The sequence below is a fragment of the Ectobacillus sp. OTK genome (assembly GCF_059698935.1).
Window position 1 is genome coordinate 5,273,181 of record NZ_AP048547.1, and the last position, 24,007, is coordinate 5,297,187.

The 24,007-nt window shown below is 43.7% G+C and carries 27 protein-coding genes; 5 read left to right on the forward strand and 22 right to left on the reverse strand.

Features of this window, described 5'->3' with window-relative positions; all coding sequences use genetic code 11:
- Nucleotides 1–5: 5 nt before the first annotated feature.
- From AC6HZ4_RS26100 to AC6HZ4_RS26120, 5 genes are all read right to left on the reverse strand, one after another.
- A complete protein-coding gene (locus AC6HZ4_RS26100) occupies nucleotides 6–1,550 on the reverse strand; it encodes an NADH-quinone oxidoreductase subunit C (protein ID WP_497492795.1) in 1,545 nt (514 codons plus the stop codon).
- Complete coding sequence (gene nuoB, locus AC6HZ4_RS26105) at nucleotides 1,547–2,065, reverse strand: NADH-quinone oxidoreductase subunit NuoB (RefSeq protein ID WP_497492796.1); 519 nt, start codon at nucleotides 2,063–2,065, stop codon at nucleotides 1,547–1,549. Before nuoB ends, AC6HZ4_RS26100 begins: the two co-directional genes overlap by 4 nt.
- Complete coding sequence (locus tag AC6HZ4_RS26110; RefSeq protein WP_497492797.1) at nucleotides 2,056–2,424, reverse strand: NADH-quinone oxidoreductase subunit A; 369 nt, start codon at nucleotides 2,422–2,424, stop codon at nucleotides 2,056–2,058. The genes nuoB and AC6HZ4_RS26110 overlap by 10 nt, the downstream gene beginning before the upstream one ends.
- Before the next feature lie 233 nt (nucleotides 2,425–2,657).
- Entirely contained in the window at nucleotides 2,658–2,972 is a 315-nt protein-coding gene (locus tag AC6HZ4_RS26115; protein WP_497492798.1) for a hypothetical protein, read from the reverse strand.
- 173 nt (nucleotides 2,973–3,145) lie between these two features.
- Complete coding sequence (locus AC6HZ4_RS26120; RefSeq protein ID WP_497495843.1) at nucleotides 3,146–3,826, reverse strand: DUF975 family protein; 681 nt, start codon at nucleotides 3,824–3,826, stop codon at nucleotides 3,146–3,148.
- Nucleotides 3,827–3,979: 153 nt separating this feature from the next.
- On the opposite strand from AC6HZ4_RS26120, the gene AC6HZ4_RS26125 reads away from it, so the two are divergent.
- Complete coding sequence (locus tag AC6HZ4_RS26125) at nucleotides 3,980–4,177, forward strand: hypothetical protein (protein ID WP_497492799.1); 198 nt, start codon at nucleotides 3,980–3,982, stop codon at nucleotides 4,175–4,177.
- A gap of 128 nt (nucleotides 4,178–4,305) precedes the next feature.
- Here the strand turns inward: AC6HZ4_RS26125 and AC6HZ4_RS26130 are convergent, their stop codons facing one another.
- The 16 genes from AC6HZ4_RS26130 to AC6HZ4_RS26205 all read right to left on the reverse strand — a co-directional run bounded on the left by AC6HZ4_RS26130 (nucleotide 4,306) and on the right by AC6HZ4_RS26205 (nucleotide 18,648).
- Nucleotides 4,306–4,707, reverse strand: a complete 402-nt coding sequence (locus tag AC6HZ4_RS26130) for a F0F1 ATP synthase subunit epsilon (RefSeq protein ID WP_497492800.1) — start codon at nucleotides 4,705–4,707, stop codon at nucleotides 4,306–4,308.
- Nucleotides 4,708–4,730: 23 nt separating this feature from the next.
- The gene (gene atpD, locus AC6HZ4_RS26135) at nucleotides 4,731–6,143 is read right to left on the reverse strand and encodes a F0F1 ATP synthase subunit beta (RefSeq protein ID WP_497492801.1); all 1,413 of its coding nucleotides are present in this window, start codon (nucleotides 6,141–6,143) and stop codon (nucleotides 4,731–4,733) included.
- A 95-nt stretch (nucleotides 6,144–6,238) separates the two neighbouring features.
- Nucleotides 6,239–7,099 carry an ATP synthase F1 subunit gamma gene (atpG, locus tag AC6HZ4_RS26140; protein WP_497492802.1) on the reverse strand — a complete coding sequence of 287 codons (861 nt, stop codon included), beginning with the start codon at nucleotides 7,097–7,099 and terminating at the stop codon, nucleotides 6,239–6,241.
- A 234-nt stretch (nucleotides 7,100–7,333) separates the two neighbouring features.
- The gene (gene atpA, locus AC6HZ4_RS26145) at nucleotides 7,334–8,842 is read right to left on the reverse strand and encodes a F0F1 ATP synthase subunit alpha (protein ID WP_497492803.1); all 1,509 of its coding nucleotides are present in this window, start codon (nucleotides 8,840–8,842) and stop codon (nucleotides 7,334–7,336) included.
- A gap of 11 nt (nucleotides 8,843–8,853) precedes the next feature.
- Nucleotides 8,854–9,396 carry a F0F1 ATP synthase subunit delta gene (locus AC6HZ4_RS26150; protein ID WP_497492804.1) on the reverse strand — a complete coding sequence of 181 codons (543 nt, stop codon included), beginning with the start codon at nucleotides 9,394–9,396 and terminating at the stop codon, nucleotides 8,854–8,856.
- Nucleotides 9,393–9,992 (reverse strand): F0F1 ATP synthase subunit B, encoded by a 600-nt coding sequence (gene atpF, locus AC6HZ4_RS26155; RefSeq protein WP_497492805.1) that lies wholly within the window; start codon nucleotides 9,990–9,992, stop codon nucleotides 9,393–9,395. The genes AC6HZ4_RS26150 and atpF overlap by 4 nt, the downstream gene beginning before the upstream one ends.
- Before the next feature lie 231 nt (nucleotides 9,993–10,223).
- Nucleotides 10,224–10,436 (reverse strand): F0F1 ATP synthase subunit C, encoded by a 213-nt coding sequence (gene atpE, locus AC6HZ4_RS26160; protein ID WP_497492806.1) that lies wholly within the window; start codon nucleotides 10,434–10,436, stop codon nucleotides 10,224–10,226.
- Between the two features lie 57 nt (nucleotides 10,437–10,493).
- Nucleotides 10,494–11,213 (reverse strand): F0F1 ATP synthase subunit A, encoded by a 720-nt coding sequence (gene atpB, locus AC6HZ4_RS26165; RefSeq protein WP_497492807.1) that lies wholly within the window; start codon nucleotides 11,211–11,213, stop codon nucleotides 10,494–10,496.
- A 7-nt stretch (nucleotides 11,214–11,220) separates the two neighbouring features.
- On the reverse strand, nucleotides 11,221–11,622 hold the full coding sequence (locus tag AC6HZ4_RS26170) for an ATP synthase subunit I (protein ID WP_497492808.1): 402 nt from the start codon (nucleotides 11,620–11,622) through the stop codon (nucleotides 11,221–11,223).
- Nucleotides 11,622–11,846, reverse strand: coding sequence for an AtpZ/AtpI family protein (locus AC6HZ4_RS26175; RefSeq protein ID WP_497492809.1), 225 nt, complete (start codon nucleotides 11,844–11,846; stop codon nucleotides 11,622–11,624). Before AC6HZ4_RS26175 ends, AC6HZ4_RS26170 begins: the two co-directional genes overlap by 1 nt.
- Nucleotides 11,847–12,126: 280 nt before the next feature.
- Nucleotides 12,127–14,304 (reverse strand): S8 family serine peptidase, encoded by a 2,178-nt coding sequence (locus AC6HZ4_RS26180; protein ID WP_497492810.1) that lies wholly within the window; start codon nucleotides 14,302–14,304, stop codon nucleotides 12,127–12,129.
- A gap of 142 nt (nucleotides 14,305–14,446) precedes the next feature.
- Complete coding sequence (gene upp, locus AC6HZ4_RS26185) at nucleotides 14,447–15,076, reverse strand: uracil phosphoribosyltransferase (protein ID WP_497492811.1); 630 nt, start codon at nucleotides 15,074–15,076, stop codon at nucleotides 14,447–14,449.
- A gap of 266 nt (nucleotides 15,077–15,342) precedes the next feature.
- Nucleotides 15,343–16,584, reverse strand: a complete 1,242-nt coding sequence (glyA, locus tag AC6HZ4_RS26190) for a serine hydroxymethyltransferase (protein ID WP_497492812.1) — start codon at nucleotides 16,582–16,584, stop codon at nucleotides 15,343–15,345.
- Nucleotides 16,585–17,027: 443 nt separating this feature from the next.
- Nucleotides 17,028–17,606, reverse strand: coding sequence for a TIGR01440 family protein (locus AC6HZ4_RS26195; RefSeq protein WP_497492813.1), 579 nt, complete (start codon nucleotides 17,604–17,606; stop codon nucleotides 17,028–17,030).
- Nucleotides 17,607–17,712: 106 nt separating this feature from the next.
- Nucleotides 17,713–18,156, reverse strand: a complete 444-nt coding sequence (rpiB, locus tag AC6HZ4_RS26200; RefSeq protein ID WP_497492814.1) for a ribose 5-phosphate isomerase B — start codon at nucleotides 18,154–18,156, stop codon at nucleotides 17,713–17,715.
- A 36-nt stretch (nucleotides 18,157–18,192) separates the two neighbouring features.
- A complete protein-coding gene (locus AC6HZ4_RS26205) occupies nucleotides 18,193–18,648 on the reverse strand; it encodes a low molecular weight protein arginine phosphatase (protein WP_497492815.1) in 456 nt (151 codons plus the stop codon).
- Between the two features lie 415 nt (nucleotides 18,649–19,063).
- Between AC6HZ4_RS26205 and AC6HZ4_RS26210 the strand changes: the two genes are divergently transcribed.
- Both AC6HZ4_RS26210 and AC6HZ4_RS26215 read left to right on the forward strand, forming a co-directional pair.
- Nucleotides 19,064–19,450, forward strand: coding sequence for a DoxX family protein (locus AC6HZ4_RS26210; protein WP_497492816.1), 387 nt, complete (start codon nucleotides 19,064–19,066; stop codon nucleotides 19,448–19,450).
- Between the two features lie 77 nt (nucleotides 19,451–19,527).
- A complete protein-coding gene (locus AC6HZ4_RS26215) occupies nucleotides 19,528–20,127 on the forward strand; it encodes an alpha/beta hydrolase (protein WP_497492817.1) in 600 nt (199 codons plus the stop codon).
- Nucleotides 20,128–20,573: 446 nt separating this feature from the next.
- On the opposite strand, the gene AC6HZ4_RS26220 is transcribed toward AC6HZ4_RS26215, so the two are convergent.
- Nucleotides 20,574–21,464 (reverse strand): NAD(P)-dependent oxidoreductase, encoded by an 891-nt coding sequence (locus tag AC6HZ4_RS26220; RefSeq protein WP_497492818.1) that lies wholly within the window; start codon nucleotides 21,462–21,464, stop codon nucleotides 20,574–20,576.
- Nucleotides 21,465–21,683: 219 nt separating this feature from the next.
- Here AC6HZ4_RS26220 and AC6HZ4_RS26225 point away from each other — a divergent pair, with 219 nt between their 5' ends.
- Both AC6HZ4_RS26225 and AC6HZ4_RS26230 read left to right on the forward strand, forming a co-directional pair.
- The gene (locus tag AC6HZ4_RS26225) at nucleotides 21,684–22,727 is read left to right on the forward strand and encodes a TauD/TfdA family dioxygenase (RefSeq protein WP_497492820.1); all 1,044 of its coding nucleotides are present in this window, start codon (nucleotides 21,684–21,686) and stop codon (nucleotides 22,725–22,727) included.
- A gap of 176 nt (nucleotides 22,728–22,903) precedes the next feature.
- Nucleotides 22,904–23,719, forward strand: a complete 816-nt coding sequence (locus AC6HZ4_RS26230) for a TSUP family transporter (protein WP_497492821.1) — start codon at nucleotides 22,904–22,906, stop codon at nucleotides 23,717–23,719.
- Nucleotides 23,720–24,007: the final 288 nt, after the last annotated feature.

Genomic DNA, 24,007 nt, shown 5'->3' on the forward strand with positions numbered 1-24,007 from the left:
GCTCGTTACACCTCCACATCAAAAGGCTCATAATCTTTTCGCAGCGGATATCCGACCCAATCATCAGGCAAGAGGATGCGCTTTAGGTTTGGATGTCCCTCAAATATAATGCCAAGCAAATCGTATGCCTCGCGCTCCGGCCAATTCGCCCCCTGCCAAAGCCTTGCAATGGATGCAATCCTTGGCTCTTCGCGATCCACCTTTACCTTTACAGCAACTGACTGCTGGTTTTTATAAGAATATAAGTGGACATACACTTCCATATGTGTAACAAAATCTGTAGCATGCAGCTCAGACATATAATTAAATGCAAGCTGTTCGTTATACTTTAAGAACTCCATAGCCTTATAATAATGATCCTTGTGCAAAACGAGAGTCGGAACATCCTTAGATAATCTATTAATGTAGAACTCTTCTAAGGCCCCTTCGCTAAGATGCTGCTTCAGAACATTTACATATTTATCAAGATAAGGCTGATTTGGTGACGGCTTCTCCTCGGCAGGCTCCTCCACCACCGCTTCTGAGGCCGCTCTCTTTTTGGCAGCTGCCGCTGCTGCAGCTTTGGCTTTTGCAGCTGCAATCGCCTTCGCCTTTTCATCATCCCCTGCAGTTCCCCCGGCCCTTGCTGCTTTCGCTTTCGCGGCTGCTGCCGCTTTTGCCTTTGCCTCTGCTGCAGCCTTCGCTTTCGCCTCATCTGTAGGTGAGACGGCTTCCCCGGCTGCCTTCTCCGCTGCCCTCTGCTTCGCCAGCTCCAGCGCTCTCGCCTTCGCCTCTGCCGCCGCGCGTTTCTTGGCTTCTGCCGGATCCTCCGCCGCTGCCTCACCGGCTGCCTTCTCCGCTGCCCTCTGCTTCGCCAGCTCCTGAGCCCTTGCCTTCGCCTCCGCTGCCGCGCGCCTCTTGGCTTCCGCCGGATCTTCCGCCGCTGCCTCACCGGCTGCCTTCTCCGCTGCCCTCTGCTTCGCCAGCTCCTGAGCCCTTGCCTTCGCCTCCGCTGCCGCGCGTTTCTTGGCTTCTGCCGGATCCTCCGCCGCTGCCTCACCGGCTGCCTTCTCCGCTGCCCTCTGCTTCGCCAGCTCCTGAGCCCTTGCCTTCGCCTCCGCTGCCGCGCGCCTCTTGGCTTCCGCCGGATCTTCCGCCGCTGCCTCACCGGCTGCCTTCTCCGCTGCCCTCTGCTTCGCCAGCTCCTGAGCCCTTGCCTTCGCCTCCGCTGCCGCGCGCCTCTTGGCTTCCGCCGGATCTTCCGCCGCTGCCTCACCGGCTGCCTTCTCCGCTGCCCTCTGCTTCGCCAGCTCCTGAGCCCTTGCCTTCGCCTCCGCCGCTGCGCGTTTTTTCACTTCTGCCGGGTCTTCCGCTTCCGATTTTGATTTATTTTCCAAATTTTCCTTCTTATTGATTGATAGCGCTTTCTCTTCTTCATTCGTTACAGCTTGTTCCTCTGCTGATGTCGAACTTTGTTGTATAGCTTTTCGCGCGGCCAGCTTTCGCAGCGCCTCTTCCTTCGCTCGTGCTGCCGCCTCTCGTTTTAGCTCTTCCTTGCTCTTTTCACTCATCGATTCGTCACCTGCTTCCCAGTTCTCGCTTCGTAACGAATTTTTTCCTTCAGCTTGTTAATACCGTAAATCAAAGCTGCCGGGTTTGGCGGGCATCCTGGTATATATACATCAACCGGAACAATCTGGTCTACACCTTTGACAACTGCGTACGAATTCACATACGGTCCTCCGGCTGTTGCACATGAGCCCATCGCAATAACCCATTTCGGTTCTGGCATTTGATCGTATAATCGACGCACAATCGGTGCCATTTTCTTTGTTACAGTGCCAGATACAATCATAACGTCCGACTGGCGCGGAGAAGTGCGAAAGAAGGAACCAAAGCGATCCAGGTCATAGTGTGATGACCCAACTCCCATCATCTCAATGGCACAGCAGGCAAGTCCAAATGTCATTGGCCAAAGCGAATTGCTTCGTGCCCATCCCTTGACCTGCTCCAGCGTTGTGAAGAATATATTACGTTCTAGCTCTGCCCTTTCATCTGGATGAAGCTCTTCAAAGTTTATAGCCATCTCAACACCTTCTTTTTCCAAGCATATAGAAGTCCGATCAGAAGCATGACAACGAAAATCAACATTTCAATGAGAGCAAACAAGCCAAGCTGATCATATGCAACTGCCCATGGATACAAAAAGACTGTTTCTACATCAAAAATGACAAACAGTAGCGCAAACATGTAATAGCGGGCATGAAACCGGACATTTGCTTCGTGAAACGGTTCAATACCACTTTCATACGTAGTCTGCTTTGCAGCACTCGGACGATTCGGACGGAGCAGCTTGCCGGCAGTCAATGCAACGACAGGCAGCAGGATACCTAAAAGCAAAAAGACAACTACAATTAAATAGTTGTTCTGATACAAGTTGAACATCTTCAAATTCTCCCCCCGTTTGCTTAAATTTGTCCAATAAAAGCCTGTGAATCTGCTAAAGCACCTTGTTTTTTCTTATTTTTCTAAATAATGCAACCGTAATCATTATATCAAATTTCCATTTCCTAGTCGACCAATTGCAGGAAGGAAACGAAAGTTGCTCAATTTTTTGGATGCAGCAAATCTAGTTTGAGTTCTTGTCTAGGTCTTGTTAAAGATAGGGTTGATTCTAGCTATAGTTCCGTATAACCTGACACCTTACTTTCCCTATCCAGAAACTGAAATCTTCTTATACCAAATTCCTTACTTAGATATAACTTAATCACTTCAAAATCTCCGCCAAAAGCAAGGATAGGATTTTGAAAGAAAGAAATGACCTCTTCCCCCTCATACATTCTAGCTTTTATACATTCTTTGTCTGAGTGAAAGAATATGTTTTTTCCTTTGTAATAATATTCGTAGCTTCCATCTTTATCTTGTTCACTCTTGTCTTCGAAAGGAACACATTCGATGTGATAGACATTTCCATTTATAATGATCGCTTCCAAATAACAGCCCCCCTTTCCTTGCACATTCATTATAAACCAACTTTTATGTAACAGATGGATTAGTTAATATCCAGAGGGATTTCTGGAGCAGCTATTCCTCACAGCTAAGAGGACCATTCTAAGAGTAATTGAGGCTTTTGTGACAAAGCTGCCCCATCTGTATGGCAAAGCGACTAGCTATAGGACACTTCACCTGGCTCGTCCTTCTCTGACAGACGAAGATAAAAATGGGAAACCGTGGTACAAATATACGGAATAACCCAAAAGCCTGCAATTCCAAAGGTAACAGCTGTAAGCAGCAGCCAGCCAAGAAAGCTGAGATAAATCAAAAACAGCTCCCATTTATGCCCATTCATCATCTCCCTGCTTTGATCCAACGCTTCATGCACTGTATATTCGGGATGATCCATCAATATAAAATGAGTCATTGAATAAGAAAATGATTTTATGATGCCAGGTACAATCAGCAGCAGGCTCCATAAAAATGTATAAAAGGAGATAAGAAATGAGGCTTTACATGCCTGCAACATCTTTCTCCAGGTGCCGAAATAATCAAACAGAAAATCTGCCGTCACCGATTCTTGCCGCGCCAGGCAGAGAAATAGCTTCAAATGTCCCATTGTGATAATGCCCGAAAAAGTCACGGAAACTACTAAATATACAGCATACAGCAGCCCAATCACGACCTCCTCCAAAACTGTATTCACCGCGTATAAGGCGGCGACCATAAATGGAAGATACAAAGTAAAGGAGCCTGACGAAAGGATGAGCTGGCTCAAGAAAGTAACACCTGCTCCAATCCCCCATTTTCCTTTTAAAGATGCTGCTGCCAGCCGCTTCAACTCACCTGTCATCACTCTATTTCCTCCCCCTGCTTTTTTAGACATGTTCTCCTGTTGCCATATGTATTCAGAGGAGGGAAAAGATATGAACAACAGAAGGACATACTCTCTTGCTTTGCGAAGTTTAGATACAATGAGGAGAGAATTATAGGAAGGGTGGAAGCTATGAAGACCATTTCATCGCAGGAGTTATCTAATCTTACGCAGGTGTCTATTCGCTGGATTGAGACGAAATGCCAAACAGGGGAAATCAAGGCCGTGCAAGGTGAGACAGGAGCCTGGCTTGTGCTAGAATCAGAACTGCGTGAAAACCCTCTTATTGTACAATGGCTTGAAAGTAAGGGTTTATTTTGGGGCTGCTAACAAAATGAAGGTGTAGCATTTATAAGAGTAAAGGTAAGAATGATTTTAAGTAATCTTGCTGTGCAAAATTCTTCTGCCTGCTTCTAAAATAAAAAAGCTGCAAGAGGTATCCCTCTTGCAGCTTTTTATTATCGCTTATTAGAAACGTCTATGCGGTTAATTGCTCGTTTTAAAGCAAGTTCGGCACGTTTGAAATCGATGTGGGCTTGCTTATCTTCTAATCGACGCTCAGCACGGCGCTTCGCTTCATTCGCGCGGTGTACATCAATAGTAGATGCCTCCTCAGCGGAAGGAGACAAAATTGTCACCTTATCGGGACGAACTTCAATGAAGCCGCCAGCCACTGCTACCTGATCAGTTTTGTTGCCTGTTTTTAGGCGAACAGCGCTGATTTGCAGCGGTGCTACTGTAGAAATGTGACCCGGCAGGATCCCCATTTCCCCGCTTTCCGCTTTCACGATGACCATTTCAACATCATTTTCATATACCGGTCCGTTAGGAGTCACGATACTGACTGGAACTGTCTTCATGATTTTTCCCTCCTAAGGCCTTATTATGCTAACGTTGCGGCTTTCTCGATAGCTTCTTCAATACGACCTACAAGACGGAAGGATTCCTCTGGAAGATCGTCGTATTTGCCCTCTAGAATTTCCTTAAATCCGCGTACAGTTTCTTTTACAGGTACGTAAGAACCAGGCTGTCCTGTAAATTGTTCCGCTACGTGGAAGTTTTGAGACAAGAAGAATTGAATGCGGCGCGCACGGTGTACAACTAGCTTATCATCTTCAGATAGCTCATCCATACCAAGGATTGCGATGATATCTTGAAGCTCTTTATAGCGTTGCAGCGTTTGCTGTACTTGACGAGCTACTGTGTAGTGCTCTTCTCCTACAATTTCAGGAGACAATGCACGAGATGTAGACGCCAATGGATCTACCGCTGGGTAAATACCGATCTGTGTTAAACGACGCTCAAGGTTTGTTGTTGCATCTAAGTGAGCGAACGTTGTTGCAGGAGCCGGGTCAGTGTAGTCATCCGCTGGTACGTATACTGCCTGAATGGAAGTGATAGAACCTTTGTTAGTAGATGTGATACGCTCTTGCAATTGACCCATTTCTGTAGCTAGCGTTGGCTGGTAACCTACGGCAGATGGCATACGGCCAAGAAGCGCGGATACCTCAGAACCTGCTTGCGTGAAACGGAAGATATTATCGATGAACAATAGTACGTCTTGTCCTTGCTCATCACGGAAATATTCAGCCATTGTCAAGCCAGTTAGGGCTACGCGTTGACGTGCTCCAGGCGGCTCGTTCATTTGTCCGAATACCATCGCTGTTTTCTTAATAACGCCGGAATCGCTCATTTCGTGGTACAGGTCGTTACCTTCACGAGTACGCTCACCTACACCTGCGAATACGGAAATACCGCCGTGCTCTTGTGCGATGTTATTGATCAATTCCTGAATTAATACCGTTTTACCTACGCCGGCACCACCAAATAGACCGATCTTACCACCCTTGATGTAAGGAGCAAGCAAGTCTACTACTTTAATACCAGTTTCAAGAATTTCTACTTTTGTAGAAAGCTCTTCAAACGCAGGAGCTGGACGGTGAATCGGGTCGCGGCGAACATCTGCAGGAACTTCGCCGTCTAAGTCGATTGCATCGCCAAGTACGTTAAATACGCGGCCAAGAGTTGCGTCCCCTACTGGAACGGAAATCGGGCTGCCAGTGTCTGTTACACTCATGCCACGAACAAGTCCGTCTGTAGAAGCCATCGCAACTGTACGAACTGTATCGTCACCAAGGTGAAGAGCAACCTCTAATGTAAGGTTAATGGAAGCTTCGCCTTTACCGCTTGCTTCGTTTGTGACTTTAAGGGCGTTGTAGAGAGCAGGAAGCTTGCCGTCTTCAAACTTCACGTCTACAACCGGACCCATTATCGCTGTAACGCGTCCTTTATTCATCGGTTTCCCTCCTAATTGTTTGTTACCGTTCAGCTAACATCAACAGACCTGTGTTTGTTGATGAAAGTCTAATAAACATACTTAATGAAAGCTTTTTATTCCAGCGCAGCTGCACCGCCGACGATTTCCGTAATTTCTTGCGTAATCGCTGCTTGACGTGCACGGTTGTAGGAAAGCGTAAGCGTATCGATAACGTCTTTTGCATTGTCTGTTGCATTCTTCATCGCCGTCATACGCGCTGCATGCTCACTTGCTTTACCGTCCAGCAAGGCACCGTAAATTAAGCTTTCTGCATATTGCGGCAATAATACCTTCAGAATGTCTTCTTCAGAAGGCTCAAACTCGTATACTGTATTCGGTTTATCGGACGCAACATCAGTAAGAGGCAATACCTTTGTAGATGCTACCTCCTGCTGGATTTTGCTCACATAATGGTTGTAGTAAATGTATAGCTCGTCGTATGCTCCATCTGCAAACATGGAAACTGCACGAGACGCGATTTCTTTAATGTCCGCAAATGCCGGTTGGTCAGATAATCCTGTAATTTGATCAATAATGTTAAAGCCGCGGCGTTTTAAGTAGTCACGACCTACACGACCAATTACAACGATAGCATACTGGCTGGAATCCGACTTGTGACGATCTTGAATTTCCTTGCTTAGAGCACGTAATACGTTACTGTTATATGCACCTGCAAGTCCACGGTCGGATGTAATTACGATATATCCTGTGCGTTTTACAGGACGAGCCGTCATCATTGGATGATTAACTCCTTTGCTGCCGCTCGCGATGCTGGCTACTACCTCCTGAATTTTCTCCATGTATGGAACGAATGCTTTCGCATTTTGCTCCGCACGGTTCAATTTGGATGCAGACACCATCTCCATCGCTTTCGTAATTTGGCTCGTTTTCTTCGTGGACGTAATTTTCGATTTAATCTCGCGTAAAGATGCCACAGGGTTTCACCACCTTTTGTCGAAAGTAGGCATGGAAAGAGAATAGGGCAAGCCTACTCTCTTGTTACTATTTATAAGGAGCCAAGCAGTCAGCTCCGCTTTTCGTTATGATCCAGCTTCGCCGACTAGCCCTCCCCCAGAGGAGAACCCGTCCACCGTAAAGGCAAAAAGCGCCTTTAGGTGGCCGGAACCTCCTCTTCTGAGGGCTGAACGAGTCAGCTCCGCTTTTCGTTATTATTCAGAAACGACAAACGTCTTTTTGAAGTCTTCGATTGCGCCGCCCATTACCGCATCGTCAAGAAGCTGGCGAGTTGTGCGGATTTGGTCAAGCACGTCTGCACGGTTGGAATCCATCCATGCAAGGAACTCTGCTTCAAAGCGTTGAACGTCCGCAACTGGGATGTCATCAAGGTATCCGCGTGTTAGTGCGTAAAGAATCATAACCTGCTTTTCTACCTTAAGCGGCTTGTGCAAGCCTTGCTTCAATACTTCTACTGTACGCGCACCGCGATTCAGCTTCGCTTGTGTTGCTTTGTCAAGATCAGAACCGAATGCCGCAAATGCTTCTAGCTCACGGAAGGATGCTAGATCCAGACGAAGTGTACCGGAAACCTTGCTCATCGCTTTAATCTGAGCAGCTCCCCCTACGCGGGATACAGATGTACCTGCATCGATCGCAGGACGTACGCCGGAGAAGAACAAGTCAGATTGCAAGAAGATTTGTCCGTCTGTAATCGAAATTACGTTTGTCGGAATGTAAGCAGAAACGTCCCCTGCTTGTGTTTCAATGAACGGAAGTGCCGTTAAGGAACCTGCGCCCTTTGCATCGCTCAATTTTGCAGCGCGCTCTAATAAACGGGAGTGCAAGTAGAATACATCCCCTGGATACGCTTCACGGCCTGGAGGACGGCGAAGCAACAAGGAAAGCTCGCGGTATGCTGCTGCTTGCTTAGAAAGATCATCGTATACAACAAGAACGTGCTTGCCGTTGTACATGAATTCTTCACCCATTGTTACACCTGTGTAAGGAGCTAGGTATAGTAATGGAGCCGGCTGAGAAGCAGACGCTGTTACAACGATTGTGTATTCTAATGCGCCGAATTTACGCAATGTTTCAACTACGTTACGTACAGTGGACTCTTTTTGTCCGATTGCAACGTAGATACAGATCATATCTTGATCTTTTTGGTTTAGAATTGTATCGATCGCTACTGCTGTTTTACCAGTTTGGCGGTCACCGATGATTAACTCACGTTGTCCACGGCCGATTGGTACAAGAGCGTCAATCGCTTTAATACCTGTTTGAAGCGGCTCATGAACGGATTTACGATCCATTACGCCAGGAGCCGGGCTTTCGATTGGACGAGTTTTAGATGTATTGATTGGACCTAATCCATCTACAGGTTGTCCAAGAGGGTTTACGACACGACCAATAAGTTCCGGACCTACTGGCACCTGCATGATACGTCCTGTACGACGCACTTCGTCACCTTCACGGATGCCTGTGTAAGGCCCTAAAATAACGATACCTACGTTGTTTTCTTCTAAGTTTTGCGCTAGTCCCATAACTCCGTTAGCGAACTCTACAAGCTCCCCAGCCATTACGTTATCAAGACCATGAGCAAGTGCGATACCGTCACCAACACGGATAACTGTACCAACATCGCTAACTTCGATTTCAGACTGATAGTTTTCGATTTGTTGCTTTATCAGTGCGCTAATTTCTTCAGCTCTGATGCTCATGCGTTTCACCCCTATCTATTGTTCAAAAGTTCACGCTGAATACGTGCTAATTTTCCTTGCAGGCTTCCGTCATAAATACGGTTGCCGATGCGGACTTTAATGCCGCCTAATAAATCAGTATCTACGATATTTTTAATGCGTACCGCATCTTTTTCTATCTTCTTCGCAAACACTTCAGCGATTCCTACTTGTTCATCCTCAGTAAGCGGGCGAACAGAGTAGACGATAGCATCCGCTACGTTGCGCTCTTCATTCGCTAAAGCAAAATATTCGTTTGCAATATCCACGATGATGTCATCGCGTTTCTTATCAATTAAAAGAGAAAGTGTATTTAACACATAAGAAGACAAAGAAGAAAACGCTTGGCGGATTACTTCTTTCTTCTTTCCAGTAGAAATGTTCGGTTGAGTTAAGAACGTGCTTAGTTCTTTGCTTGTAAGGAATACTTCCTTTACAGTGCGCAGCTCTTCTTCAAACGTTTCGAGCATATGCTTCTCTTTCGCAAGTCTGAAAAGAGCGACCGCGTAACGTTTTGCTACAATGTCCTTACTCATCGCACTTCGCCTACCTCTTTAATGTAGTCGCGGATAAGCGATGCTTGGTCCTCTTCCTTCAATTCCTTTTGAATGACCTTGGAAGCGATTTGAACAGATAAAACAGCAACCTGTGCTTGTAATGCAGCAATCGCTTGCTCTTTTTCGCGCTGAATTTCTTTCACCGCAGCTTCTTTAATGGATTCCGCCTCTGCTTTCGCAGCAGCGATAATGCCATCCTTTTGCTCTTCACCTTGCTTTTTCGCTCTTTCAATCAATTCTTGCGCTTCTACGCGGGATTGCTTCATAAATGCACGTTGCTCTTCTACTAACTTTTTAGCTTCTGCATTGTTCTTTTCAGCAGCTTCGATCTCGCTTGCGATATGCTCTTCACGTTGTTTCATGATACCCATCAACGGTCCAAATGCATATTTGCGAAGCAATGCTAATAGAATTAGGAAAAGAACCAGTTGGTAAATAATCGTTCCGTATGGAATAGCAGCTCCTAACAGCACAAGGATTCCTCCCTTCAAAAATCTGGTTTCAACAATAGAATATTGCCCTTCCCTCTCGCCTTCTCGGGATCGGGCTGCCTGCTTCATAGATTCGTGCGGCATAATGCCCGCGCCTGCACAATCTCCACTGGCATTAGATTATACTGTGCAGACATCATTAAGCCTTACAGTATATTAAGCTTTATATAAGGCAGAACTCTTACGCTGCCTGATTGAAAGTCGAAATTCTCCCGTTTCCGGGCTTACACCATACATACTTAAATGGCATAAAGCAATGGCGAAGAAGGTCTAAAAAACGATCTTCGCCATTTCTACGTAAGAAATACTATTTTCTTATCTACCTAGTACGATGAACGCGATAACTACGCCGATAATTGGAAGCGCCTCTACTAACGCTACCCCGATGAACATGATTGTTTGAAGAGTTCCGCGTAATTCTGGTTGACGAGCAACGCCCTCAACTGTACGAGATACGATCAAACCGTTACCAATACCTGCACCTAGTGCCGCTAAACCAATTGCAATTGCAGCTGCGATTAAATTCATTGAAAAGTTCCTCCTTTATAATTGGGAAAAAATATAGTTTGCCAAAGGTAATTATTATTAATGGTCATGACTTACTTTATGAGCCATATAAACCATCGTAAGCATTGTAAAGATAAAAGCTTGGATTGCACCAACGAAAACACTAAAGCCTAGCCACGCAAGCATCGGCAGTGCTCCGCCTAGCGCTCCTCCGATTCCGCTTGTCCCTAATCCCGCAAGCAATGCTAATAAAATCTCACCTGCATAAATGTTACCAAAAAGACGAAGACCAAGAGTTAACGTATTTGCAAACTCCTCGATAATCTTTAACGGGAACATAAATGACATCGGTTGGAAAAAGCCCTTTACGTATTCGCTGCCGCCTTTCATCTTAACCCCATAATAATGAGTTAAGGCAACGACCATGACAGCTAATGTTAAAGTAATAGCTGGGTCAGATGTAGGTGATTTCCACCATGTCAAGTGACCTTCTGCCCCATGAGTTGAAATCATGAACGGCAATCCTAACATATTAGATACGAAAATGTACATCAAAATCGTAGCGCCTAACGTTAGGAAACGGCCTCCTGTTTGCCAGTCCATCGTACTGTTTATGATGTTTTTCACAAAGTCCAGCACCCACTCAAGAAAGTTTTGCATTCCTGTCGGGCGAAGGGACAATGCACGTGTTGCTGTTACCGCAATCACAAATACGATAAGCGCAGCAACAGTTGACATGATTACGCTGGACAAGTCGAAAGTTAGGCCGAAAAATTCAACTAACTTACCGTGTTCCACTTGTAATTCACCTCTCTTCCCTGCCTTTGATGTATTGTAGGTATATATAATCTATGATCATGACAAGATAGCCTGTCATCAACCCTAAAGCAAAGCCCCACACCTCAATGTACTGTTGATATCGTACAGCCAGCAAGATTACCAGCCCGATGACGGCCAAACGAGAATATGTACTCACCGCTGTTGCCTTATAACGAATTTTCGTTTCCTTTGTCTTCAATACCCGTTCCATTAGCTTGTCCGTTCTCTTCGCAACAAGATACAGGCTGGCAAAGCTCACAACAGCCCCGATAACCAGACCAAGAAACACCCTCTGGTACGGAGTGAATCCCCAGCCCAATACAAAGAGTGCAAGAAGATAATACGTATATTTCTTTTGCCTGATAACAAGTTCATGCATATCAACCATTATTGATCTCCTGAGAAAAATTGTTGGACGAGTCGAATCATTGCATAAATGCCCGTCGCAAGACCAAGCAAAAGGCCAATGATAAGAAATAAGGGAAAGGTGTTGAGTTTTCCGTCAATCCATTTACCCCCAAAAATTCCGATGAGAATGGAACCTACTAGTTGGGAAAGAATGCCCGTCATTAAGGCATACGCCTTCATTGGATTCCGTTGTTTCCCTTGCAAAAGTTCATCCCTCCAAACGGGTATGAGGAGTTTGGTGCAGAATGCGGTGTGAGATGTTCTATGATTACTCTTTTTTATAGGAGAATCATTTTTCAAAATTGTTAAAAGTGATTATTTTGTCAAAAACAGATGAAAATATAATGCTGAAAACCTTATCATATATCCACTTTGTTAGCATACAATAGTGTGTTAAATAGTGTCAACGGCAAATCGAAAAAAATCGAAAAATTCCAATTCAATCTTTCATTTGTCAATAAATGTTCACAATTTAAGCGCTTTCCTATTTGAATTTAAGAATTTTCTCTATCGTATCCTCCCTTTCTCCTTTTTTTGCAAATATAAGCGCCTTATAGGCCCCTTTTATAGATTGTTTTACCGATATAACTTCTCCCACTCTTCCGCTTGTCACATTTTGACGATACGTAATGTAGTCTACATATCGAAATGTGGCTGGATCATATAAAACAATTCCTAGTTCATCCGCTCCCCCAGGCAAATACATTTCATAACGATACAATCCAGGGGCGTCCCCTTGTACAAATCGAAACCCCATAATGCGCGGATAATCCGGCTCCTCTACGAAGAACAGATAAGGAAGCATCGCAGCACCGCCGCCGCTCCGGACTTGCAGGTAGCCTTCATGCACCCCTTCCCGCAGGGTAGAAGCGCTCAGCTCCGCACTAATGGCAACACGCTGTTTTTCATGGGGCTTTACATACACTGTATGCGGCAATCGCCATTGTATACCAGTCCTAGCATGCGGCATCTCGAAAACATATTTTTGCACCTGTTCCGTTTGATTATCAAGCGTCACAGCAATCGTACGCACCGTATGCCCCTGCGATGACCGAATGAGTCCGAACGACAAAGAAGAAGGATAAATCAGAAAAGGCGGATGCAGCGCTTGCTCTAGCTGAACGCGTCCGGCTCCCTGCTCATACACATGGTACGGCTGCTTTCCTTCATATAATAGCTTCGCTGTATTCATGAGCGCCGCCTTCACCTGCTCCGGTGTCCAGCTTGGGTGCGCCTGCTTCAGCAATGCGGCGGCGCCCGCCACATGAGGAGCCGCCATGCTCGTACCCTGCAGCGACATATACCCTTCAGGAACCGTACTGGTAATGCCCACACCAGGCGCGACAACATCGGGCTTAATCCCCCAGGTTACCGTAACCGGACCGCGCGAGCTAAAATCAGCAAGACGATCCTGCTCCGTATGAAACACTGTACTCGCAAGCGAGTCCGTTTGCTTTCTAAGCCACGCACCGTCACGGCCGGACATGGCTGCAGCGGGAATGGCTGCTCCGTTAGCCATCCCTTCAAAGGAGCCTGGCATATTGTTATAAATGATAATCGCCTTTGCTCCCGCTCTCTGTGCATTCCGTACCTTTTCCGCAAACGAAAGCTCCCCTCGCTTAACAAGAACAATTTTATTTTGGACATTCTTCATATCAGATAGCTTCCCAAGACCGGCATATACCCACTCATATGTACGGTCTAGGTTCCATTCCTTTGCCCCGCTAAGCTGCGCCAACTGGAGCTCCTTTCCTGCAATGCGCAGATAAGGAATGCGAAGACGCGGCGTTGACGCACCGACCGCAATCGCATTTGCTGCCGTTCCCGGGGATCCGATTGTCCAAACGGAAGGCCCTGAGTTACCCGATGCAGTGACAGGGACAATACCTGCTTTAGCAGCTCGGTTTAATGCTATGCTCGTCGGCCAGTCTGGACCGTTTACGTCGTTGCCGAGCGAGAGGTTGAGAACATCCACCCGATCCTTTACCGCTCTCTCAATTGCCGCGAGCACCGTTTCAGTCGAGCCGACGCCGCCCGGTCCAAGCGCGCGGTATGCAAGGATTTTCGCATCCGGCGCTATGCCGCGCATCTTCCCGTTCGCGGCAATAATGCCGGCTACGTGGGAGCCGTGCCGCGTTGGCTCCTTCATTTTCGACTCCATCGGGTCATCATCGTTATCTATCGTATCATAGCCGCCTGCATAGCTGCGCCGCAAATCTGGATGGCGGTAATCCACTCCCGTATCAATGACCCCGACGCGCACCCCTGCCCCTGTTAAACGTCTGCCCGCTGCATCAAAATACCCATGCACCTTGGTCCCTCCAATAAACGGGACACTCTCTGTTATGTCAGCTTTATAAACAGATACAGGGGTAACGCGGGACACGCCCGGGATATTGGCAAGGCGGCGCAGCTCCCTTCTGCTTCCTTTTACACTTAAGCCAGACAGTGCGGTTTGATACACACATCGCACCTGCACATTCGGATATTCACGCCGAATCACCTGCTGCACCTCCTCCGTTCTTTCAGGCGCAGTCTCAATAATGACAATCACCTGTTCATTTTCATAGGAAAGCGGTACAGGCGGACGATCAGGAAACACGGTCGCCTCTGCTTTTGTAGTAAAGAAAAGAAGAGTGAATAGAAGTAAAACCCGAAGCATAATGAACCTCCCTTTTCCTATATGCTTCTCCATTTCCACCTATTTCATGTATAAAAAAGAACAGAGGTGAGAAGCCGGAAACGAGAGAATTGCTGCGAAAAAACGAAAAAGCGAGAAGGGGCTCCCTCCTCGCTTTTTATAATTATTTTGTACCAAATAAACGGTCTCCCGCATCGCCTAAACCAGGCACAATATAGCCGTGGTCGTTCAGCTTTTCGTCTAATGCCGCAATATAAATATCTACGTCCTCGTGCGCTTCCTGCACAGCCTTTACCCCTTCTGGAGCAGCGATAATGCACATCAGCTTAATGTTTTTCGCACCGCGCTTTTTCAATGACCAAATGGCCTCAACTGCCGATCCGCCCGTCGCAAGCATTGGATCAAGCACGATAAAATCACGCTCCTCCACGTCACTAGGAAGCTTCACATAATATTCAACCGGCTGCAGTGTTTCCGGATCGCGGTATAAACCTACATGCCCTACCTTTGCAGCTGGAATCATTTTTAAAATACCGTCTACCATTCCGAGTCCTGCACGCAGGATAGGGATTAATCCGAGCTTCTTCCCTGCGAGAACCTTCGTCTTCGCAATGCTTACAGGCGTTTCAATCTCGATTTCCTGTAATGGAAGATCACGTGTTGCCTCGAAGGCCATTAAGCTGGCTACTTCATCTACCAGCTCACGAAATTCCTTCGTACCTGTTTTTTTATCGCGAATGTATGTAAGCTTGTGCTGAATAAGTGGATGGTCAAAAACATATACCTTTCCCATTTAAATCTCTCCTTTTCGGGGAATATGGCGTTCATCGACACGCCCTTTTGAACACTATTTACGATTGTATAGAAAACCTGTTCAATATTCAAGTATAGTTCGTCCACTTTTCTTGACATGTTTATGGAAAGAATCCTAAGGCTATGAAGGCAGAAAAGTCCGACATTTCCGGGGAAAGAAGCTTTGTCTAGAATTCACGCCTTGTATACAAAAAGACACCCTGCATATTTAGATACAAGGTGTCTTGAATAAACTGCTGTATGGAATTACAATCCTGGATACATTGGGAATTTTTCAGTAAGCGCGTTAACGCGTTGTCTTGCTTCCTCTAATGCTTGTTCATTATCATGGTTTTTCAATGTGTAAGCAATGATAGATGCAATCTCGTCCATTTCCTCTAAGCCGAAGCCGCGGGAAGTAGCCGCCGCTGTACCGATACGAATACCGCTCGTTACAAACGGGCTCGCAGGATCGAATGGGATGGCATTTTTGTTTACAGTAATGCCAACTTCATCTAAAACGTGCTCTCCCACTTTTCCTGTGATGTCTAGGTTGCGGACATCGATTAGAATTAAGTGGTTGTCTGTTCCGCCAGAAATAAGAGTTAAGCCTTCTTTTTGTAAGCCTTGTGCTAAACGCTGCGCGTTATTAATAACGTTTTGTGCATACGTTTTGAAGCTATCTTGCAACGCTTCGCCGAACGCAACTGCTTTTGCAGCGATTACGTGCATTAACGGGCCGCCTTGAATGCCAGGGAAAATTGCCTTGTCGATTTGCTTCGCGAATTCTTCTTTACATAAGATCATACCGCCGCGAGGTCCGCGCAATGTTTTGTGTGTTGTTGTCGTTACGAAATGAGCGTAAGGAACTGGATTTGGATGTAGCCCTGCTGCAACTAATCCCGCGATATGAGCCATGTCCACCATTAAATATGCGCCAACCTCATCCGCGATTTCACGGAACTTTGCGAAGTCGATTACGCGCGGATATGCGCTTGCACCTGCAACGATAAGTTTTGGCTTATGTGCGCGTGCTTTCTCAAGAACATCGTTGTAATCAATGCGGTGCGTTTCTGGATCTACGCCGTATTCTACAAAGTTATATTGCACACCGCTGAAGTTAACTGGGCTTCCGTGCGTTAAATGGCCGCCGTGCGCTAGGTTCATACCAAGAACTGTGTCGCCGTGCTCAAGAATTGTAAAGTATACACCCATGTTCGCCTGCGCACCAGAGTGAGGCTGTACGTTCACGTGCTCTGCTCCGAAAATTTCCTTCGCGCGGTCTCTTGCGATATCCTCAGCTACGTCCACATATTCACAACCGCCGTAATAACGTTTCCCCGGATAACCTTCCGCGTACTTGTTCGTTAACACAGAGCCTTGAGCCTCCATTACCGCTTCGCTAACAAAGTTTTCTGAAGCAATCAACTCGATTTTGGAACGTTGTCTTCCTAATTCTGCTTGAATAGCCTGAAACACTTTTTCATCCTGCAGCTTTAAATGCTCCATAAGAATCCCCCTTTTTTTCCCTTTAACGAATTACAATACCATCTTACCGCTTGCGGTATATCTTTGCTGCTGTGAAGCTTTTATAGCCGAAACGGACGGCAACAAGCGGTAAAGGCAATGTATTTTCGGATTTTCTTAAAAAAATACGAAAATTATACGTGTAATTCATTTTCAACATTCATATTTTCAATTTCATTCTACCATGATTTTAGGTGGCGTCAAAAGAAAAAATAAAATATATTAGCGTTTCTTATTTATCGGTAGATGATACCGTTTCCATTTGCATATTTTTTATCGCTTCATGAGGAGATCTTGTCTTTTCTTGATAAAATGCGGAAATCTCCCTTTACACACCTGTTCCAAAGAACGCTGCCTTTTTAGTTTTCCTTTCTCACAGAAAAGATCCTATTCCAAAAACAGGAAAGACCATCCCGAGGGATGGTCTATGAGTGACAGCTTACAGTCTCCTTTTGCTCCGCCGCATAGACTGCGCGGGCGCCGCCGATGAGCTTCGGACGGGTTTTCGCTATGGTAACGTGTGCGTCGCCGATTTGCTTTAAAGCGGTACGCACTGGAACAGCAACATGCTTTAAATGCATCCCGATAAATGTATCGCCAATATCCATACCAGCATCCGCTTTTATAAATTCCACTACAACCGGATCCTTCATATTGTGATAGGCATATGTCGGCAGCGCTCCTCCTGCAGAACGAACAGGAGTTACTGTAACTATCTCCAGACTGTACTTCTGTGCAGTTTCCCGTTCTACAACAAGCGCGCGATTTAGATGCTCACAGCATTGAAATGCAAGGGAAATGCCGATTCTCTCCTGAAATCCTTTCAATTCTTCAAAGAGAACCTGTGCTACCTCCATTGTACCCGATGTACCAATCCGCGAGCCCATCACTTCGCTCGTACTACAGCCAACAACAAACAATTGTCCGGCCTCTAGAGAAGCTTGCTCTTGAAAATCGGAAAGCACTGCTCGTATTTGCTGTCTTACTTGTTCTAAATCAACCATCACGATTCTTCCTTTCGTGGGAATTGGTTCCACAAATTATATCACGCTTGCTGTATACATAAAAGCAAGAAACATCTCCATTTTTTCTACAGGGAACGCAGCTTTTTTACTCTGCCTCGTACGTTTTAATTTTGCCAATACGATTTTCATGACGTCCGCCTAGAAACTCCGTCGTCAGCCAAACCTCAGCAATATCCCGTGCCAAGCCCGGCCCAATCACGCGCTCTCCCATCGCCAGCATATTGGAATCATTATGCTCACGCGTTGCCTTCGCACTAAATGTGTCATGCACAAGCGCACAACGAATACCTTTTACCTTGTTAGCTGCGATAGACATACCAATGCCTGTACCACAAATTAAAATACCTCTGTCCACCTCGCCTTTTGCAACCATTTCAGCTGCCGGAAACGCAAAATCAGGGTAATCGACAGACCCAGCTGCACATTCACAGCCAAGATCAATATACTCCATACCAAGCTCTTCTAATAAGTTTATAATTTCTTTACGGATATTCACGCCACCGTGGTCAGATGCTACTACTACCTTCATGCATGGTCCCTCCAAATATATTCTCCCTACACCCTATTATACACGCCCGCCGTCTTCACCGGCTTGATTTTTCACAAAACGCTGCAGCAGCTCCTTCAATTCATTCAAGGTCTCTCTATAAACTTCGAGCGAGCCGCCGTATGGATCAGAAATATCACGATCCATGCGATCTATATATTCATACAGCGTATGCACCTTCTCCTCTAACATTGGATAATATTGCACAATTGTCTGCTTATGACCTCTCGTCATCGTTAATACAATATCTGCCCATTGCAGCAATTCCTCTGTTAGCTGCTGGGAAATGTGGTTGAGCTCTATTCCTTGTTCCTTAAGCGCCGTTTTGGCATGCGCAGAGGCATCGCTGCCCGCATTTGCAAATACACCGGCTGACTTCACCTCAAAGAGCTCCTTCCCATGATGACGAAGAACTGCTTCTGCCATCGGACTGCGGCATGTATTACCCGTACACACAAACAATATGCGTTTCATCCCATTTCCCCTTTCTTAGGTTTGGTTGTTTCATTTTGTCTCAATCGTTATAATCTTTTCCTGCCTGTAAAAATTGGTCACACATTTCATATTATTTTCATCATACAGCACAAGAAGGTGTGTTGTTAAGCAGAAAAAGCTATCCGTTTACACGAACAGCTTTTTTGAAAGATATCTAACATCTCTTTCCTCCACGGCAAGGAATATATGGGATGCTCCATTTGTGTATAAATCGTCGTATATCTTGCTTTAACGCATTTTTCATGCTCAAACAAATCACTTCTATTCCTATATTTTTTGCATAAGACAAGAATCTAAAGAATATACTTTTTACAAGTCACTTGACAAAAGTAAGTTAAGAAACATATTATTACTTACGTAAGATAAGTTAATAAACTTTTAGGAGGATTACAACATGATGGACACAGGTCTCTTAATTATTCGCTTAGTTGTGGGAATTCTATTTATAGGGCACGGCGCGCAAAAGCTGTTCGGCTGGTTTGGCGGCTACGGCTTAAAGGGAACCGGCGGCTGGCTGGAATCAATCGGTGTAAAGCCGGGTGTGTTTATGGCATTCTTGGCAGGAGCAGGCGAGCTTGTCGGCGGTTTATTATTTGCAGCAGGTGTATTTACATGGGCAGGTGCTGCTCTTATTACGATTACAATGCTTGTTGCAATATTTACAGTTCATATTAAAAATGGATTATGGAGTTCGCAAAACGGCTTTGAGTTTAACCTTGTTTTGATTGCAGCAGCCATTGGGGTAGCACTTATCGGTCCGGGCGCCTATACTTTATTCTAAAACAAATATCTTCCGGCAAAAAATCAAACCGATTTTACTTCCGGCGAGAGTAAAGGTATTATGAGGAGGACAAATAAATGCAGCACATTTTTCAAAAAGGGACAAATGAAACAACATTGCTTTTACTTCACGGAACAGGAGGAACGGAACGGGATTTGCTTCCGCTCGCTGAAATGATTTCTCCTTCCTCCAACGTACTGAGCGTACGCGGCAATGTACTGGAAAATGGGATGCCCCGCTTTTTCCGCAGACTGGCTGAGGGTGTCTTTGATATAGAGGATTTAGTATTTCGCACGAAAGAATTGAAGGAATTTTTAGATGAAGCAGCTGTAAAGTATGAGTTTGATCGCAGCAAAATCGTTGCGATCGGTTATTCAAACGGTGCCAATATTGCGGGCAGCCTATTATTTCATTATGAGAATGCCCTGCAAGGAGCGATCCTCTTTCATCCAATGGTACCAAGACGAGGCGTAGCCCTTCCTGCCTTAAACGGAACGCCGATTTTCATCGGGGCGGGAGACAATGACCCGATTTGCCCGCCGCAGGAGACGAACGATTTAACAGCATTGCTGCAAGGTGCCGGTGCAGATGTACAATTATATTGGCATTCATTTGGCCATCAGCTGACGCGCGGTGAGGTAGATGCGGCAAAGATTTGGTTTGATGAGAAGCTTTGAGGGAAAGGTTCGGTAGATGCCGAACCTTTTTTGCACTTTAAGGGGTAGCGTTAGGAAAATGCAGATTTACAACGTTAAGGAATTCCAATATAAAAAGCCCAATTCCTCAGCATTTAAAATTGAGAAATTGAGCTTTTTTCGTTATCCCATAAATGCGTTCTTTAATAGAATAACAGATTAGTTTCTAGCTTCATCGAATGGAAAAGAAAGATCATTTCTTTAAAATATTACCAAATTATGTTCTCTGTAAATTTTGACCATATTTAGGTGAAATGAGTACGATTTATAAAAACACCATCAAGTTCTCCATAGGAAAACATTTCTTGTAGCTTTCATTGTTAGTTGCCTTTTTCTATATGTAAAAATCTATAGATTCTCACTATATCTCAATAATCAGCGTTTTCTAAAGGATCATCCTTGCAATGGATGAAGCATTTTAGGGCACTTTATATGTGTACAGATTGTCTAGATAATAATTGATATAGAGCTTGCGTACCACAATCGCCTTTTCCTTCATTTTCCAATTGTTCATATAGTGATTTAGCTAGTTTTAGACCCGGAGTTGTTAAATGCATTTCTTCTGCTGATTCAAGGGCAATCTTCATGTCCTTTATAAAATGTTTAATATAGAATCCTGGGTTAAAGTCTCCTGTGATCATCCTAGGAGCTAGATTACTTAGTGACCAACTTCCAGCTGCTCCAGTTTCAATACTTTTTAAGACTGTGCTAGGATCAAGACCAGCTTGCTTTGCATATACTACAGCTTCACAAACTCCAATCATGTTAGAAGCAATTGCAATTTGGTTACACATTTTAGTATGCTGACCAGAACCAGGCTTCCCTTGTAAAACAATATTAGTTCCCATGAGTTCAAAAATGGATTTCATAGCTTTGAAATCTTCTTGGTCACCACCAACCATAATAGCTAATCTAGCTTCTCTTGCACCCACATCTCCACCTGATACTGGGGCGTCTAAAGAGTGAATACCTTTTTCTTTAGCTGCTTTATAAATTTTCCGAGCTAAAATAGGGCTGGATGTTGTCATATCAATAACATATGTACCTGGTTTTGCAGCACTTAGAATTCCCTGATCTCCTAAATAAATTTCCTCTACATCTTTAGGATAACCAACCATGGTAATAATAATATCTGCTTCCTTAGCTAAATCAGAAACTGTGTCTTTCCAAATAGCTCCTTGTTCTATTAATCCTTTAGCTCTCTCTGGAGTACGATTATAGACAAGAACAGTATGTCCAGCATTTAGAATATGGCTGGCCATACTTTTCCCCATAACTCCTGTTCCAATAAAACCTATGACTGAATTTTTACTATCCATAAAACTACAACTCCTAATCTGTTAATTATTGAAATTTCCAATATTTATTCTACACAAATACAATATAATATTCAATAATTTTGAATTTTTGTAAAAATATGTTGAAAATGTGGATAAATTTAACTAAAATTACAAATGTTTGGTTCTTAATATTGTGATTTTATGGAAAAGTTTATTGTTTTTGTAAAATCAACTAAAAAATGTAATGGAGATGAAAAAATGAGTCAAGCGATCGCAGTAAGAGAAGTTTCTCAGAATGGTGCAGGATCGGGAGTAAATGAAGTTATTATTACGAAAGAACAACGGGGAAAAATTGAAGATTTATTACCTTTGTTTCAAACAAATGATGAAAGCTCTTTACTAAATTCAAGCCACGTTTTTGGATTTATCTTAGAAAACATTATTTGTTCGAACCCAGAAAGTAAACAAAAGATAGAAGAATTCAAGAATTTAAAGAACCATATCTTAGTTATTCGGAATTTCCCTGTAGAAAAAAACTTACCAGCTACTCCCTACACAGGATATTGTAGTTTGGAATCATTACCTTTATCTGTATCAATATCTTTTGGCATGATGAATTTACTTAATGTATGTCCCGTTACTTACAAAGGAGAAAATGATAATCGAATTGTAAGGCATGTTGCTCCTTCTGTTAGTGCAGTTTCTGATATTAGTTCACACGGATCCAAAATAGCATTTGGAATGCACGTTGATAATCCAGATCTTCCTTTAGTCACAGAGCCTATTGATAAACTATCTGGATGTCCGGAATATTTATCGTTGCATAGTTTAAGATTCAATCCAAACGTTCCTACTAAGGTTATGCTTTTAGACGATGTAATTAAAAATTTATCAGCAGATGTTATAGAGGAATTACAAAAACCTCAGTTTAGAGTAAAAAGACCAGACTCTTTCGTTGGTATGAATGTTGAGGGTGATAGCTTACCTGTTCTTTCCAAAGATGAATCTCTAGAATTCATATCTAGATATGATAAGGAAAATGTATTGGGGAAAAATGAGAAAGCCAACGAAGCATTAAAGGCATTCCAAGATGCAATTGATAACAGCGACAAAATTAATGAATTTATTCTTCAACCTGGAGACTATGTTATTTTTCGTAATCAAAAAACTTTACATGCTAGGGATGGGTTTGTACCGGAATTTAATGGACTCGATCGATGGATGATAAGAATGTTCGGATTAAAAGATTTGAGCAGAGGAGTTCCTGTGAAAAATAATATTCCTTATGTATTAGAAGCATAATTTTTAAAAAGTGCCATAACGAGTTTGTGTTAGTATATCTAAGGTTGAAATTCTTTTTCAACCTTAGATATAGGCGGGAAATAAATTAATTCCTAAAAGCCGTATTAGTACAGAGCTCATATGAATTACCGGAGAATCCTTTTGCTACTTAAAAAATCATAAGATAGGTGAGTATAGTGACAGATATATTATACGATGGATTAACATTAACAATTATTTTATTTTTTTGCTGCTTTCTAGCAGGATTTATTGATAGTATTGCAGGCGGTGGGGGCTTAATTATGATACCAGCATTTCTTTTATCCGGTATACCCGCACAAACTGCATTAGCTCAAGAGAAATTAGTAGGTACTATAGGCACAGTTGTAGCTATTACGAATTATATGAAGAGCAAGAAAATTGTTTGGAAGGTCGTTGGATCTGGGATTGTATTCGCACTCATCGGGGCATATGTAGGCGCAAAACTAATCTTATTTTTTGATGAAGAATTGGTAGGAAAATTAATAGTTTTCTTATTTCCAATCGGGCTCTTTTTTACAATTTTACCCAAAAAACAATCTCAAAAGAATAATCTAACTTTATCTAACGTTAAATCCATATTTATAACCCTGTTTATTGTTTGCTTCTCCGCTGGTTTTTATGATGGTTTTTTTGGACCTGGTACAGGGAGTTTAATGATTATCTTATTCCATTATATTTTAAAGTTTAACCTGGTTGAATCATCAGCTACTTCAAAGATTTTTAACTTTGCCTCTAATGTAGGAGCATTAATCGCTTTCGTATTGGCAGGTAAAGTACTATTACTAAAGGGTATTCCAATGATTCTTGGAAACATACTAGGGAACTATCTAGGCAGTCGTTTAGCTATTAAAAAAGGAGATACTATTATTCGAACTACACTTATTGCATCGTTATCCTTATTATTTCTGTCTTTAATCTATAAATATTTTATAGGGGAGTTCGTAGGGAATTTTATTGCATCCTATTTTTAATCCATATTTATAAATTTAGATATAGGATATTACACTCCTAGATATAAATAAGACTACTAAAAAGATCTTTAAGAAATCTCTTATAAATTTTCAAGTAAGCTAAGATCATAAACGTAATTTTCTTAGCTTACTTGATTTGGAGAAATTACTTCAAATTAATAAAGAAAGTTACAACAATCCCTCGAAAAAAAGTCTCAAAAACAGAAGTTTTTAAGACTGAATGATTTATGATTCGATCAACTGTTCACTTACTGTGAACTACTGGTATTGCTTTTAGACTAATAAACT